Below are 13,560 nucleotides of genomic sequence, written 5' to 3'. Positions count from 1 at the left end.
ACCTATCTCCTTTTTTTAGGGATAAATAAAATCAGCGCTAATAATCCAACGCCGCCAATGGCCGCCGGAATCACCCACTTAGGAAACCCGCCGCCGGTCGTTGTAATATTCACCACCGGCGCCGGTGTCTCTTTCGTGTCGGCTTTCGACTGCTTATTGAGATCATTCAGGGCGGCCTGTTCGGCAATATGAAGCGCGGACTTGCCGGCATCACTGTCCAGCAGGCCGCCTACAAATCCGCTCGCTCCGCTCCAAAAGTCAGACAGCCAGCTCATTACGCCACCCGCAGCAGTTCAAACCAGATTTTGGCACTGCCGGCGGTCGCGCCGGCCGCGGCGGTAAAATTCGGAATGAGTTTCAACTCAGCCATTCCGCCCGGCAGGAAGTACAGCGGACTGTCTTCTTTCGCAAAGTCATAGACGGCAAAACCAGACTGCGGAGTGCGGAACGCTTCAATCTGCATCCGCTCAAAAAGTTTGCGCGGTATGTCGCGGAACTGCCAGTCCGAGCCGTTCACTACCAGTGATGTCCAGTCAGCTGTCAGTTTCGTCGGTTCCTGAATGATCATTGTCTCGTAAGCATAACGCCCGTCGACACACGGCAGATTCGTGATTTCCACCACGCCGCCAGCGGCCGGTACCGGTGCGGTCACATGCGCAATGCGGTTGTGAACGCCGATATTGGCTTTCAGGTTGTAATCAATGTCCGCATAGACATCAATACGGGTCAGTCCGGCGACGGCTCCCTTAAAGTTGACGCGCAGATTCATGTCCGATAAATCGGCTGTGCCGATGTTGCGGATATTCGCCGCCGCTTCACCGCCGCGCTGTGCCGCCGACGGGTCATACGTGATGATTGAACCGGTATTCGTTATACCGCGCTGCTGTGCATAGTACTGCTCGCGGAAATACAAAAACTCCGGCGTCACGTCGTTTAAAATCTGAAAACCGCCTTCAGTGTGGCTGGTCGCTTCAAGCGTCAGCTTTTCCACCGCATCCAGCACAACGGCTGTATCCGATACCGGTGTATCAGAGTCATACGGCAAAAAATAGAAACTGCAATAAGTTCCACGGTGACCGGTTGGAATCGATAAATCCTTCACCGCGCCGTCGTCGGCGTGAATGCTGCCGATTTTTACTGGTTTACGGATCATTACGCATTTCCTTTCGGCTTAATGACCACATTGCGCGCTTTCTGATACAGCGGCCTGAGTTCGTTCGCGGCAAAAATGCCCACAATGACAAGCCCGATCGTTTTCAGGGCCTTTTGACTGACTATCTTCTTCATCCTGTTCCTTCCTTCTCCTTGTTTCCGGCACCGGTCGCACCGTGCGCCGGAAGCCTTGAAGATTTTCAAGAACAAGTATGACACGAAAAAACGCGGTTCGGATTTTATGCGCGATTTTTCCAGCCGATAAAAAAATAAACCGCTGAATCCCAGCGGCTTATAAATGAAAAAAATCGGTTTTTGTTTCGGATTTTATTCGGAAAAAATTATATACTGCCAACTTTTATTATTTTTTCTGAGAACAATAATTCCCAGTCGAATTTTGTAATCAAATTCATTCCAACAAGTGCAAGATCAGAGCCATCCACAAAAGTAATATCAATAGCATTCCGTCCAACTTCATCCCCAGAATCATTAATAAGCACAGTTTCAATTCTATGCGCCATTCCCTTCAACCGCCCACTAATTCCATTCACAAAACGCTCTTTCCCAGCGTTATATTTAATGCCCAAATCTTCTGCTACCCAGCGCGGAAGCATTGTTCCAGTCGCACCTGTATCAAGTAACCCGATTACGGGAAATCGCTCTTTCCCGTAAATCAAATCAATCTGAACATAAATTTTAGCATCCTCATGGATTTTTATTTCAGAGAATGGATCAAACAGCATAATGCTGTCCTTTCTTGAACACTGGCGAATATCCATATTCCCGCTGGTTCATTAAAAATGTTGAACATTCTTTGCGCGTATTAGCACGAAAAACAACTTTTCCGGTTGAAATTTCGACAACTGCAAAACCCTCTGCTTTCTTTGTTATCGTAACTCTTTTCATAACTCACTCCATATTTTTTAAAACTGTACCACGAATTTTACTCATAATCAAGCGCCCTGCATAATCCTCTGAACAGCCGATAATTCCAGCAACCAGCGTCGGCGACATTTCACCGGCCTTTTTTGCGTCACACATTACCAATGCCGCCCACAGCCGCTCAAACCGCATTTGATAGACTCCGCAATATTCACGTTTCGCCATTTTAAACGCTTTTAAAATTCCCGTTTGCATCGGTATGCCACGCCCAGCCGGTGAACGGCGGATTTAAGCCGCGCTTGCCGATATATTGTCCGGGCTTCAAATCGGCAACGTATCTGAATTCAGGTCCATAGCTTCGGCCGGCCCACTCCACCGCCGCCGGTTCCTGCAATAAAAAGCAAAAAACATTCTGGCAGTTGGCGCGCACCGTCGGCGCCATTTGAGTCGGGAATTGACTTTGCACCCACATTTCCACACCGTGCGCCCGTGAAGCGTTCGGAATGAATTGCAGCCCGCCCTTGCCTTTCCAATCCCAGTCCCACGCTTCATCAATGACGCACAGCATATTCACAAACCCTTTTTCCGGCGGTTTTACCCATCTCTTTGCTAAGCGCCTTGAACACACCTTCGCCGGCGTTTTTCCTTTCAATCGGCGAATCTACAAGGGTGCGGCTCAGCCGCTCCAGCAATGTCAGCAGTACTGCCCCACGTTTCCCGGTTTGCTAACGAGCTGATCGATCTTCCAATGCCCGCAGAATGTGGCTATCACGCCGGGAAAAAATTTTCTACATCGCTTTTCTGCTAGATGAACCAAAGTTCCGGCAAGCCGGTTTTATGATACAGTCCATCTATTCCATGCCGGTGTTCCCTCTTTTATTTTGATTGAATAAAGAAAGGTTCATTCCGGCATGGAACCCTGTTTTCTACACTCCGGCATTGTAATTTAAAGCCTATCTTAGACGCGATCAACAGGATTAGTTTTTTATCCCGCCATCATGTCAGAATTAAACAATAATTTTTTTAGATGCACCCGCGAAAAAAATCCAGTTTAATGCCTTCATGAATAAGATGAACAAAAGCTATTCCCGTTTTAACCATGCCGACCTGATTCTGCGCGACGAACTGGCAATCGATCGTACGCAGCTCGCCAACGAACGAACGTTGCTCGCCTATCTCCGCTCCGCCGTTGCACTGATCATTGCCGGCGCAACGATAATGAATTTTTCGAAAGAGTTCTGGTTCTGGCTTACCGGCGCCGTCTGTATTCCGTTTGGAATTATCGTCAGCATCATCGGTATTTTACGCTACCGGAATATGAACCGTTCTATTTCGAGCGTTAGCGGACACGCCGCCTCGTCTGCAGGACTTCCGGAAACAGCGGCACCGCCGGATGGTTTATAACACGCCCCTTTTCAACTTGAAACAGCTCCCCGGCAATGTGCGCCGTGAATTTCGGCGTCCGGCAATAGCGCCATTCGTCGGTATAATATCGTTCACTTAAACGATCAATCACCGCCGGCGGGAAATTCTCTTCATTCCACTGCTTCAGCGTTTCACCACTGCAATATTCTATTTTGAATTTTTCAATCAGTGCTGCGGAAATTTTTTCTATTGTAATTCTCGGCGCGACAGAATTCAGATTGATTACCGGCGAGGGGATTGAAGGAACAGCCTTTGTTTCAATGCCGGCGACTTCTGCACCAAGATAACGTCCAAGCCGGCTCAGATCGCTGTTCACTAAAAGCGTACAATGATGCAGTACGCGGTTTTTACGCATGCAAAATGCATTTCCCGAAAATTTTTTCCCGGCGATTGCCAGCGAATTTTTATTCAGTTTCTCAGCAGTAATTCCGAATTTCCGTAACGCTGCCAGAATCAGTTCATATTGTTTCTCTTCCTGATATTGCGCACGCGGAACAATGACACTGACATTCAAATTTCCGGCGTCATGAAACACTGCGCCGCCGCCGGAAATCCGGCGCGCAAACGGAACGTCCTCCTGCTCCATCAGTGATAACCTGCATTCGCGCCACGGATTCTGGTTTTTACCAATCACCACACACGGCGCATTCACATATAAAAACAAAACAGACAAATCCGCTGTATTCTCCAGCAGCCACTCTTCTGCCGCCAGATTACGAAATACATCCGTTTCAGTTGTTTGAACGATCATCATTTCATTTTCCGCAACCACAGATCACACGGATATAAACGGCTTTCCTCATCCATAAATTGACACGACTGATTTCTTTTCAAAACAAATTTACAAATCCTTCCGGCATTCCACAGCACCTTTTTACAATGCATCCAAAAGTATTTGATGCAGTTCTTCAGCGGTGAGTTTGACGGGATTGCCCTGCGTGCTGGAGGCAGTCATTGCTTTTTCGACGAGCACCGGGAAATCATTTTCAGTGATGCCGAATTTTGAAAGCGCCGGAACATTCAGATCCCGGCAGAGTGTAATCAGCCATTGAATTCCGTCAGCGGCGGTTTGTCCGCCGGTAAGTTTTCCAAATTCAGTCAACCGCGCGAGCGCGATGGATTCCGGCGCGCGTTCCTGAATGGCATTCAGGTTGGCGCGCATGGCATACGGCAGAATTGCGGCGCAGACCATGCCGTGCGGCGCAGAAAACATTCCGCCAAGCGGACTGGAAAATCCGTGTACTACGCCGAGTCCGGCGTTGGCGAGCGCAAGTCCGCCGAACAGGCTGGCAAGGGACATTTCTTCACGTGCATCGAGATCGGCGCCGTTTTCATAGGCGCGGCGCAGTGAACGGATAATGCGCGGCAACCCTTCGCGGCAAAAACCGTCGGTGACCGGATTGGCACGAATGCAAATGAAGGCCTCGATCAGCTGTGTGAGTGCGTCGAGTCCGGTGGACGCGGTGACCGCCGGCGGCATAGACAGCGTGCATTCAGGATCGACAATGGCGAGCGCCGGCAGCATCCACGGATGGCGGATGCTGACTTTCACATGATCGTCTGGCGAAAGAATTACAGCATTTTTTGTCACCTCTGATCCGGTTCCGGACGTGGTTGGAACGGCAATACACGGCGCCGGTCGCACGGTGAGCGGCTGCGCCTTGCCGATGACTTCAAGATAGTCAAACGGGCTGCCGGGATTGGTAATGAGTGCCGCAACAGATTTTGAAAGATCCAGCACACTGCCGCCGCCAAAGGCAACAACCATGTCGCATTTTGCTGAGCGCGCAAGTTCTACGGCATCCAGTACATTCTGAACGGTCGGTTCGTTCCCGACTGAAAAAAATTCAACGGCAATTCCGGCGCCGGCGAGCAGATCAAACACCGGTTTGGCGCGTTCCGTTTTTCTGCCGGTAATGACCAGTGCATGTTTACCCAATGACGCCGCTGCCGGCGCAAGCTGCGCCAGCGTTCCGCGTCCAAAAACAATTTTTCCGGAAGTGGCGAATTCGAATGACGGGACGGTTGAATTGTTCATATCCGTTAAAGTTATCGCTTATTCCGGCATTCCAGCAATCCAATATTCCACATCAAATCTTTTCAAACCCTCCGCTTTCATGTTTTATAGGTTGAACCATGAATTATGTGTTACAAATTTTATTCATTCTGGCGCTGATGTCACTCGGCTGGATCGCGCGACGGCGGAAAATTCTCACCGATACCGGAACAGGCGAACTCACAAGGCTGCTCATCTCCATCATTTATCCGGCGTTGATTTTTTACTCCATCACGCGCCTGAATCCGGTACAGCTCGCGCAAAACTGGCTGATGCCGGTCATGACTATGCTCATCGCCGGCATTGGACTGCTGCTCGGCTTGCTGGCTTTGCGGTGGATGAAAAATGTCGACCAGAAACGCGCCGGTGCATTTTTGTTCCAAAGCACAATCAACAACTATCTTTTCCTTCCGCTGCCGCTGGTGATAATGATCTGGGGCACCGAAGGCGTTGCTCTGCTGATTTTTTCTTCAGTTGGATTTGAATTAATTGTATGGACGGTTGGCGTATTTCTGTTCAATCGGCAAAGCCGTTTCAGCAATGGAATCCGCGTCATGTTCAGTCCGCCGCTCATTGCATTGATTTGTGCAATCAGCTGGATTTGTGTGCGCGATCTTACGCCACTATGCCCGCCGAATGCCGTATTACTGCGCCGTGTTGTTGAACTGGTTTATTTCGGCGCAGATGTCGTCGGGCGCGCAACAATCGGTATTTCGATGATCGTCGCCGGCAGCCGCATTGCTACGCTCAGCGCAAGATCCATCGCCGATCCGCATGTCTGGATTTCCGCTTTTCTCCGTCTGATTGTTGCGCCGGCCGTTTTCATTCTGATCTTGAAATGGATTCCTATGCAAGAACTTGCACGCAATATTTTAATTGTTGTTGCCGTGATGCCGGCAGCGGTCGCCAGTCTGATCTTCAGTGCACGGTTTAACGGCGATACAGATTTTGTGGCAGCCACCCTGCTGATCACGCATCTTGCCGCCGTCATCACGGTTCCATTGCTGCTCGCCTGGGCCTTGTAAACTATGAATGATTTCAGCCAGTCGATTCATGTATGGAATATTTTTCTGCCGGATATCTGCATTACACCGGATGAATGCCGGCCGCTGCTTTCCGGCGCGGAACTGGAGCGCGCCGGGAAATTCAGCAGTCTGCGGGAGGCAAACCGTTTTATTACCGGCCGCGGACTGCTGCGAAAAATTCTTGGCAGCTGCCTGAATGAGAATCCGGCGGCACTTGAACTAATAAAATCGCCACAGGGCAAGCCGCTGCTGATGAACGGAGAGTTAAATTTTAATGTATCGCACTCTCGCGACCGGATGCTGATTGCTGTGACCGCCGGGCGCGCAGTGGGAATTGATATTGAATTCCGGCGCGAACAAATGAACGTTCAGGAAATTGCTGAACGCTGGTTTACGCCGGCGGAGCAGAAATTTTTTGCTGAGAATTCACCGGCCGTTTTTTTTGATCTGTGGGCAAAAAAAGAAGCGTATGCCAAAGCGCGCAGCACCGGCATCTTTCGGGAATTAAAAAAGTTTTCTGTACCGACCGGCGAAGCATATTATTCACCGGCTGTCAGCGCCGATAAACGATGGTTTTTCCAACTGCTCGACATCGACCCCGCATACGCTGCAGCCGTTGTTGCTGAAGCTCCGGCGATTGAGATAAAAGTATTATGTTTGAACCAATAAAATGAATACAACAGCATATATCAGCGAAATTTTCAGCTCGGCGCAGGGCGAAGGGGTGAATATCGGCCGGCGCCAGCTGTTTGTACGCGTTTGCGACTGCCACCGGGACTGTCTCTATTGCGACACAGAAACGGCACGTACGGATTCCGTCCGCATTGAAACCGTTCCCGGCAGCGGTAAATTTTCGTTTGCACCGAATCCGCTGTCGCCGGCAAAACTGCTGGACCTTTTACAGCAATTGAATGCGCCGCAACTTGCACATGCCGATCTATTCATCACCGGCGGTGAGCCGCTGCTGCAGGTCGAATTTCTGGGGAAATTTATACCGACGGCAAAACACACACTGAAACTGCCGGTGCATCTGGAAACCAGCGGCGACCTGCCGGACGCGTTTGCAAAAATTGCACCGGCGGTGGATCATATATTGATGGATATCAAACTGCCGAGCGTTACCGGCGAACCCGGAACATGGAACGCACATGCCGCATTTCTTGCGTTAATTAATGAATATAAAATTTCAGCAACGATCAAGCTGGTTGTCAATTCCGCTACAAGTGACGACGATCTAAAAACAGCGGCGGATTTAATCCGTACTTCCCAAACACCGGCGGCAATAGTTTTACAACCGATGACAGCGGCATTGCGTATGAAAAATGTTCCGACGGCGCAGCAGATACTGATGTGGCAGTCGAACATATCGTGCGCAATCGGACGCGGGGTGCGTATTATTCCGCAAAGTCATAAAATGATGGGACTGCTTTGAGCATGGAATAATAGATAACGGATGGATGGCATGGTGAAAAAGAAAGCAGTTGTACTTTTAAGCGGCGGACTTGATTCCGCAACAACGCTGGCGATCGCGAAAGCGGAGGGCTTTGAATGTTATGCACTTTCATTTTGTTACGGTCAGCGCCACGCCATTGAATTGGAATGCGCCAAACAGACTGCTAAATCTATCACTGTGAAAGAGCACCGTATCATATCTATTGATTTAACAGCGTTCGGCGGATCGGCACTAACCGATATGAACATTGACGTGCCGCACCAAACCGGCAGCGAGGAAATTCCGGTAACGTATGTTCCGGCACGCAACACTGTTTTTCTTTCGTATGCACTGGCATGGGCGGAAGTGCTGGAGAGTTTTGATATTTTTATCGGCACAAACTCGCTCGATTACAGCGGCTATCCGGACTGCCGTCCGGAATTTATTGCGGCGTTTGAAATAACGGCAAATCTGGCGACAAAAGCCGGCATCAGCAGCAAACAGAAATTTAAAATTCACACACCGCTGCAGCAGTTAACAAAAGCAGAAATTATCCGGTGCGGGCTGAAGCTCGGCGTAGATTACAGTAAAACGTCAAGCTGTTATGATCCGGCGGCAGACGGCTCAGCCTGCGGCACTTGCGATAGCTGCCGCCTGCGTCTGAAAGGATTTTTAGAAACAGGAATTGTTGATCCAAGAAAATATATACCTGTGATATTATGAAGTGCAGAAAACCGGTGTGGAAAGTGGCATTTAAACTGGTATAAACAGATTGGTGTTTTAATTAAAAAATTTGTAATCGAAACTGCTGAAAAAATAAATGAGACGTTATGGCTAATATGGAAATTTATAAAACGTTCCGCTTTGATGCGGCACACCGGTTGACCGGCGTACCGGAAACGCACAAATGCTCCGCAATACACGGCCATGGTTATGAAGTGGATATTTTTTTGTGCGGACCAGTGAATTCAGAAACCGGGTTTGTGATGGATTTTGGTGATCTGTCTCAGGCGTGCGATCCGGTGTTTAAACAACTTGACCATTCCATGCTGAATGACATTGACGGCCTGGCAAATCCAACCAGCGAAAACATGTGCATCTGGCTGTGGAATAAACTTAAACCGCAACTGCCCCTGCTCTCAAAAATCATCATCCGCGAAACTGAAACATCGGGATGTATTTATAAGGGAGAATGAAGACTCAAATTTACACTTCCGGTTTTTTTGCCTGAAGCAGCAGCGCACCGAGCGGCGGCAGATCGAGCTGAAGCGAAAATCCCTTACCATGCCACGGCAGATGGTGCGCATCGAGCGTATGCCCTTCTGCCGGACCGGTATCGCTGCCGCCATAATTCATTGCGTCAGTATTCAGAATTATTTTCCAGCTGCCGTCCTGCGGAAGCCCGATGCGATAACCGTTGCGCGGTGTCGGCGTTAAATTTAAAATGCACACAATGCTTTCGTTTGAATCGCGGCCTTTACGCTGGAATGAGATAACAGAACTGGCGGCATCGTGGAAGTCGATCCAGTCAAACCCTTCCCACGACGATTCAATATCGTACAGCGCCGGTTCGGACAAATAGAGATGATTCAGCCTGGCGACGAGGTCTTTGAGTTTGCGGTGCGGTGCGTAGTCGAGCAGATTCCAGTCAAGGCTGGTGATAGCGTCCCATTCGCGCCACTGACCGATTTCACAGCCCATAAAGAGCAGTTTTTTTCCGGGATGTGCAAACATATAGGCGAACAGCAGGCGCATGTTAGCAAATTTCTGCCAGAAGTCGCCGGGCATTTTATCGAGCAGCGAGGCTTTCCCGTGCACCACTTCGTCGTGTGAAAACGGCAGAATAAAATTTTCGGTAAATGCATAAATCATCGAAAATGTTAGATCGCCCTGATGATATTTGCGGTACACCGGATCTTTGCTGAAATATTTCAGCGTGTCGTTCATCCAGCCCATGTTCCATTTAAAATCGAAGCCGAGTCCGCCGTCGGTGACCGGATGCGAAACTTTTGGAAACGCGGTGGATTCTTCAGCGAACGTTAAAAACCCCGGCACTTCGCGGTGAATAATGCTGTTGAAGTGTTTGAGAAATTCAATGGCTTCCAGATTTTCGCGCCCACCGTATTTGTTTGGAATCCACTGTCCTGTAGAACGTGAATAGTCGAGATAGAGCATGCTGGCAACGGCGTCAACGCGAATACCGTCAATGTGATATTCCAGCGCCCAGAACAGTGCATTTGAAAGCAGAAATCCGCTGACTTCATGCCGGCCGTAGTTAAAAATCAATGTGCCCCAGTCCATGTGTTCGCCCTGACGCGGATCGGCGTGTTCGTACAGGTGCGTGCCGTCGAAATATCCGAGTCCGTGTGCATCTTTCGGAAAGTGTGCCGGGACCCAGTCAAGAATAACGCCGATATTCTCCTGATGACAGCGATCGATAAAAAACCGGAAATCGTCCGGCGTTCCGAAACGCGACGTCGGCGCAAAATAACTGCCGGCTTGATAACCCCATGAACCGTCGAACGGATGTTCGGCTACCGGCATCAGTTCAATGTGCGTATAACCCATTTCTTTAACATATGGAATCAGCTGATCGGCGAGTTCGTGATAGGTCAGCCAGCGCCAGCCGTCGGCACGTTTCCATGAACCGAGATGCACTTCGTAAACACTAATCGGTTTTTGATGCCAATTCGTTTGCGCCCGGCGCTGTTCCCATTCGCTGTCGTTCCATTGATATCGCTCAAGGTCGTAAACGATCGACGCGGTGCGTGGACGAAGTTCGGCGTAGACTGCAAATGGATCAGCTTTTTGTGCCCAGAATCCGTTCGGTCCTTTGATTTCAAATTTATATTGATCGCCCTCTTGCACGCCGGGAATAAAAATCTCCCAGATACCGGAATTTTTGATGCGCGTCATCCGGTGAACCCATGCTTCCCAGTTATTGAATGAACCGATAACGCTGACAGATTCCGCATTCGGCGCCCACACCGAAAAATACGCACCCTGCTTTCCATCTTCTTCCAGCAGATGCGCGCCAAATTTTTCATATGCGCGATACAGCGTGCCTTGACCGTAAAGAAATAGATCAAAATCCGTTAATGCCGGTCGTTTTTCCATTATTCAATCTCTCCCGGATCAGATTTATAAATATATGCGTTGGAGTTTAAATGCTTTTCCATTGGATTTTCTGGTGATTTTAATAACGGTTTGATTTGTTCTAAAACGTCGACTAGCACAGCATTATGTTTCTGTAAGATTTTTTCAATCTCAGACAGTTTTTTCTGAATTTTAATATTTGAATCCAATTGCTTGCGCAACCCGGAACTCAACGTCTCAATTAACTTTAATTTATTCATGGCTGAATACTCATTTAAAATTCGCAGCACGCAATTATATATTCTTCCGAAACCCGGTTGCAGTTTACGGCCGGTTTGTTCTCTCCTTAGTTAATTGCAATAAATCCCGATCTAAACACGGATGCGAGCTTAGAGGTTTTTTCAGTTATTGTAACTGCGAAAGATGATAAAGAATCAAACATTGGATCCCACACACAGAAGCGGAGACAAGGATACCTCTCTATCGCTTTGCCGAACATTCACAAGCACAACAGAATGTGCCTGCTTTCAGTATGCCCGTGCGTCGCTGTTTTCAATGTAGTTAATGAATGAGCGGTTAGCAACGCGATTTCCGCCGGGCGTTGGATAGTTACCACTGAAATACCAGTCCCCGGTATGTTTCGGAATTGCCGCGTGAAGACCTGCGATACTCTGAAATATAATTTTTAACTCTGCATTTAAATCATCCGGGCGAAGAAGCTCACTGATTTTATTGATGACCTGTTCCGGTGTAAACAGATCATACAATGCTTTCACTTCGTTTTTCACCTGATTGCGCGGCTGTTTAAGGCTGGCTTTGCTGGCCATATAAATTTCCTGCAGGATATCGCCCTGTCCTGTTTCCTGTGCCAGCTCCACCGCCGCCTGAAACGCCACAAACTCTTTCAACCGCGACATGTCAATGCCGTAGCAGTCGGGATAACGGATTTCCGGTGCAGATGAAACAATGATGATGCGCTTCGGATTCAACCGGTCAAGAATGCGCACGATACTCTCACGCAGCGTTGTACCGCGCACAATTGAATCATCGATTACCACCAGCGTGTCAGTTGTTTTAACTACACCATATGCGGTGTCATACACCAGCGCAACCAGGTCACGCCGGTCGGCATCTGTCATGATAAATGTGCGCAACTTGGTGTCCTTCACCATGATTTTTTCCATACGCGGGCGATAATTAATTAATTCATCAATCCGTTCCGGTGAAAGATTTTTTTCGTGCAGGATATGATACTTTGCACGCTCAGCCACATATTCCTGAACCCCTTCCATCATGCCGTAAAAAGCAGACGCCGCTGTATTCGGAATGTACGAAAACACGGTGTTATTCAAATCATAATCAATTGCTTTCAATATCGGATCCGTCAACTGCCGGCCAAGCTGCTTGCGTTCTTCATAAATATCGCGGTCTGTTCCGCGCGAAAAATAGATTCGCTCAAATGAACATGGTTTTTCCGGCATCGGTTCGGAAATCCGTTTGTGCAGTATTTCGCCGCAGCGGCGGATCACCAGCGCGTGTCCCGGCGCGACTTCCTGTACCTCCTCCACCTGCGCACCAAAGGCGGTTTGAATTGCCGGACGCTCAGATGCAATCACCGCAAACTCATCATCTCTCCAGAAAAATGCCGGACGTATTCCGCAGGCGTCGCGCACAACAAACATATCACCATTGCCAATAATTCCCGCCATCGCGTAACCGCCGTCAAAATTTTTCACCGCACGTTTCAACACGGTAATCAGATCCAGATGATCACCGATCTTTTTGGAGATTTCAGCGCGTTCAAGACCCTCTTTACGAAATTCACGGAACAGCCGGTCGTTCTCTTCATCCAGAAAATGACCTATTTTTTCCAACACTAAAACAGTATCCGTTTCATTGCGCGGATGCTGTCCAAGCTCAACCAGCGCTTCAAACAGTTCGTCGTTATTCGTCAGATTAAAATTTCCGGCGAGCAGCAGATTCCGGCTGCGCCAGTTGCTCTGACGGAGAAACGGATGACAAAAATCTGACCCGCTCCCGCCGCTCGTTCCGTAACGCAGATGACCGAGCATAAGTTCGCCGGCAAATTTTGCATTCTGTTTAATCCACGTTAGGTCATCAGCATATTCCGGATATTTACGGCGCGACTCTTCCATGGCAGCCGTCATAAACCGGTAGATACCGGCAATCGGTTCCCGCTCTGCGGAACGCGACCGGAAAATATACGGCTGTCCTGGCTCAACATCCATTTTAACCACTGCTGCACCGGCACCGTCCTGTCCGCGGTTATGCTGCTTTTCCATCAGCAGATAAAGGCGGTTCAGGGCGAACGCGGGAGATCCGTATTTTTCGGCGTAATGCTCGAACGGCTTTAAGAGTCGAATGGCGGCAATACCGCATTCATGCTGAAGAACATCGCTCATATCCCATACACTCCTTCGGTTCCGGATAATTAATGCTTGGTATAATCTCACTCTGCCGTATGCCGGTCA

18 protein-coding genes are annotated in these 13,560 nt (G+C 49.0%); 6 read left to right on the top strand and 12 right to left on the bottom strand.

Annotation, left to right across the window (positions count from 1 at the left end; genetic code table 11):
• Positions 1–2 precede the first annotated feature (2 nt).
• From WC959_07490 to WC959_07460, 7 genes are all read right to left on the bottom strand, one after another.
• Entirely contained in the window at positions 3–275 is a 273-nt protein-coding gene (locus tag WC959_07490) for a hypothetical protein (protein MFA5688975.1), read from the bottom strand.
• Positions 275–1,153, bottom strand: coding sequence for a hypothetical protein (locus WC959_07485; protein ID MFA5688974.1), 879 nt, complete (start codon positions 1,151–1,153; stop codon positions 275–277). Before WC959_07485 ends, WC959_07490 begins: the two co-directional genes overlap by 1 nt.
• Positions 1,153–1,287: a hypothetical protein gene (locus tag WC959_07480; GenBank protein ID MFA5688973.1), complete on the bottom strand. Its 135-nt coding sequence runs from the start codon at positions 1,285–1,287 to the stop codon at positions 1,153–1,155. The genes WC959_07485 and WC959_07480 overlap by 1 nt, the downstream gene beginning before the upstream one ends.
• Positions 1,288–1,493: 206 nt before the next feature.
• Entirely contained in the window at positions 1,494–1,895 is a 402-nt protein-coding gene (locus tag WC959_07475) for an aspartyl protease family protein (protein MFA5688972.1), read from the bottom strand.
• Positions 1,885–2,058 carry a hypothetical protein gene (locus WC959_07470; protein MFA5688971.1) on the bottom strand — a complete coding sequence of 58 codons (174 nt, stop codon included), beginning with the start codon at positions 2,056–2,058 and terminating at the stop codon, positions 1,885–1,887. The genes WC959_07475 and WC959_07470 overlap by 11 nt, the downstream gene beginning before the upstream one ends.
• Before the next feature lie 3 nt (positions 2,059–2,061).
• Entirely contained in the window at positions 2,062–2,259 is a 198-nt protein-coding gene (locus WC959_07465) for a hypothetical protein (protein ID MFA5688970.1), read from the bottom strand.
• 1 nt (position 2,260) lies between these two features.
• A complete protein-coding gene (locus WC959_07460; protein MFA5688969.1) occupies positions 2,261–2,608 on the bottom strand; it encodes a hypothetical protein in 348 nt (115 codons plus the stop codon).
• A gap of 488 nt (positions 2,609–3,096) precedes the next feature.
• On the opposite strand from WC959_07460, the gene WC959_07455 reads away from it, so the two are divergent.
• On the top strand, positions 3,097–3,438 hold the full coding sequence (locus WC959_07455; GenBank protein MFA5688968.1) for a DUF202 domain-containing protein: 342 nt from the start codon (positions 3,097–3,099) through the stop codon (positions 3,436–3,438).
• Here WC959_07455 and WC959_07450 read toward each other — a convergent pair.
• Positions 3,374–4,213 (bottom strand): lipoate--protein ligase, encoded by an 840-nt coding sequence (locus tag WC959_07450; GenBank protein ID MFA5688967.1) that lies wholly within the window; start codon positions 4,211–4,213, stop codon positions 3,374–3,376. The genes WC959_07455 and WC959_07450 overlap by 65 nt on opposite strands.
• Positions 4,214–4,333: 120 nt before the next feature.
• Positions 4,334–5,497 carry an iron-containing alcohol dehydrogenase gene (locus WC959_07445; GenBank protein MFA5688966.1) on the bottom strand — a complete coding sequence of 388 codons (1,164 nt, stop codon included), beginning with the start codon at positions 5,495–5,497 and terminating at the stop codon, positions 4,334–4,336.
• Positions 5,498–5,595: 98 nt separating this feature from the next.
• Here WC959_07445 and WC959_07440 point away from each other — a divergent pair, with 98 nt between their 5' ends.
• The 5 genes from WC959_07440 to queD all read left to right on the top strand — a co-directional run bounded on the left by WC959_07440 (position 5,596) and on the right by queD (position 9,168).
• Positions 5,596–6,540: an AEC family transporter gene (locus WC959_07440; GenBank protein ID MFA5688965.1), complete on the top strand. Its 945-nt coding sequence runs from the start codon at positions 5,596–5,598 to the stop codon at positions 6,538–6,540.
• Positions 6,541–6,543: 3 nt separating this feature from the next.
• On the top strand, positions 6,544–7,209 hold the full coding sequence (locus tag WC959_07435; GenBank protein MFA5688964.1) for a 4'-phosphopantetheinyl transferase superfamily protein: 666 nt from the start codon (positions 6,544–6,546) through the stop codon (positions 7,207–7,209).
• Between the two features lies 1 nt (position 7,210).
• Positions 7,211–7,972 carry a 7-carboxy-7-deazaguanine synthase QueE gene (locus tag WC959_07430; protein ID MFA5688963.1) on the top strand — a complete coding sequence of 254 codons (762 nt, stop codon included), beginning with the start codon at positions 7,211–7,213 and terminating at the stop codon, positions 7,970–7,972.
• A gap of 30 nt (positions 7,973–8,002) precedes the next feature.
• Positions 8,003–8,695, top strand: a complete 693-nt coding sequence (gene queC, locus WC959_07425) for a 7-cyano-7-deazaguanine synthase QueC (protein MFA5688962.1) — start codon at positions 8,003–8,005, stop codon at positions 8,693–8,695.
• Positions 8,696–8,802: 107 nt separating this feature from the next.
• Entirely contained in the window at positions 8,803–9,168 is a 366-nt protein-coding gene (gene queD / locus WC959_07420; protein MFA5688961.1) for a 6-carboxytetrahydropterin synthase QueD, read from the top strand.
• 10 nt (positions 9,169–9,178) lie between these two features.
• On the opposite strand, the gene glgB is transcribed toward queD, so the two are convergent.
• The 3 genes from glgB to WC959_07405 form a co-directional block, all read right to left on the bottom strand.
• Complete coding sequence (glgB, locus tag WC959_07415) at positions 9,179–11,089, bottom strand: 1,4-alpha-glucan branching protein GlgB (GenBank protein ID MFA5688960.1); 1,911 nt, start codon at positions 11,087–11,089, stop codon at positions 9,179–9,181.
• Positions 11,089–11,328: a hypothetical protein gene (locus tag WC959_07410; protein MFA5688959.1), complete on the bottom strand. Its 240-nt coding sequence runs from the start codon at positions 11,326–11,328 to the stop codon at positions 11,089–11,091. Before WC959_07410 ends, glgB begins: the two co-directional genes overlap by 1 nt.
• 267 nt (positions 11,329–11,595) lie before the next feature.
• Positions 11,596–13,491, bottom strand: coding sequence for a hypothetical protein (locus WC959_07405; protein ID MFA5688958.1), 1,896 nt, complete (start codon positions 13,489–13,491; stop codon positions 11,596–11,598).
• Positions 13,492–13,560: the final 69 nt, after the last annotated feature.

Source organism: Kiritimatiellales bacterium (genome assembly GCA_041656295.1).
Classification (GTDB): Bacteria; Verrucomicrobiota; Kiritimatiellia; order Kiritimatiellales; family Tichowtungiaceae; genus Tichowtungia.
The sequence above is the reverse complement of the archived record's forward strand: the minus strand, read 5'-3'. Positions and strand labels throughout refer to the sequence as shown.

Coding starts and splice junctions, on each gene's coding strand:
- WC959_07490 (MFA5688975.1), bottom strand. CDS start 275: ATGAGCTGGCTGTCTGACTTTTGGAGCGGAGCGAGCGGATTTGTAGGC.
- WC959_07485 (MFA5688974.1), bottom strand. CDS start 1,153: ATGATCCGTAAACCAGTAAAAATCGGCAGCATTCACGCCGACGACGGC.
- WC959_07480 (MFA5688973.1), bottom strand. CDS start 1,287: ATGAAGAAGATAGTCAGTCAAAAGGCCCTGAAAACGATCGGGCTTGTC.
- WC959_07475 (MFA5688972.1), bottom strand. CDS start 1,895: ATGCTGTTTGATCCATTCTCTGAAATAAAAATCCATGAGGATGCTAAA.
- WC959_07470 (MFA5688971.1), bottom strand. CDS start 2,058: ATGAAAAGAGTTACGATAACAAAGAAAGCAGAGGGTTTTGCAGTTGTC.
- WC959_07465 (MFA5688970.1), bottom strand. CDS start 2,259: ATGGCGAAACGTGAATATTGCGGAGTCTATCAAATGCGGTTTGAGCGG.
- WC959_07455 (MFA5688968.1), top strand. CDS start 3,097: ATGAATAAGATGAACAAAAGCTATTCCCGTTTTAACCATGCCGACCTG.
- WC959_07450 (MFA5688967.1), bottom strand. CDS start 4,213: ATGATGATCGTTCAAACAACTGAAACGGATGTATTTCGTAATCTGGCG.
- WC959_07445 (MFA5688966.1), bottom strand. CDS start 5,497: ATGAACAATTCAACCGTCCCGTCATTCGAATTCGCCACTTCCGGAAAA.
- WC959_07440 (MFA5688965.1), top strand. CDS start 5,596: ATGAATTATGTGTTACAAATTTTATTCATTCTGGCGCTGATGTCACTC.
- WC959_07435 (MFA5688964.1), top strand. CDS start 6,544: ATGAATGATTTCAGCCAGTCGATTCATGTATGGAATATTTTTCTGCCG.
- WC959_07430 (MFA5688963.1), top strand. CDS start 7,211: ATGAATACAACAGCATATATCAGCGAAATTTTCAGCTCGGCGCAGGGC.
- queC (MFA5688962.1), top strand. CDS start 8,003: ATGGTGAAAAAGAAAGCAGTTGTACTTTTAAGCGGCGGACTTGATTCC.
- queD (MFA5688961.1), top strand. CDS start 8,803: ATGGCTAATATGGAAATTTATAAAACGTTCCGCTTTGATGCGGCACAC.
- glgB (MFA5688960.1), bottom strand. CDS start 11,089: ATGGAAAAACGACCGGCATTAACGGATTTTGATCTATTTCTTTACGGT.
- WC959_07410 (MFA5688959.1), bottom strand. CDS start 11,328: ATGAATAAATTAAAGTTAATTGAGACGTTGAGTTCCGGGTTGCGCAAG.
- WC959_07405 (MFA5688958.1), bottom strand. CDS start 13,491: ATGAGCGATGTTCTTCAGCATGAATGCGGTATTGCCGCCATTCGACTC.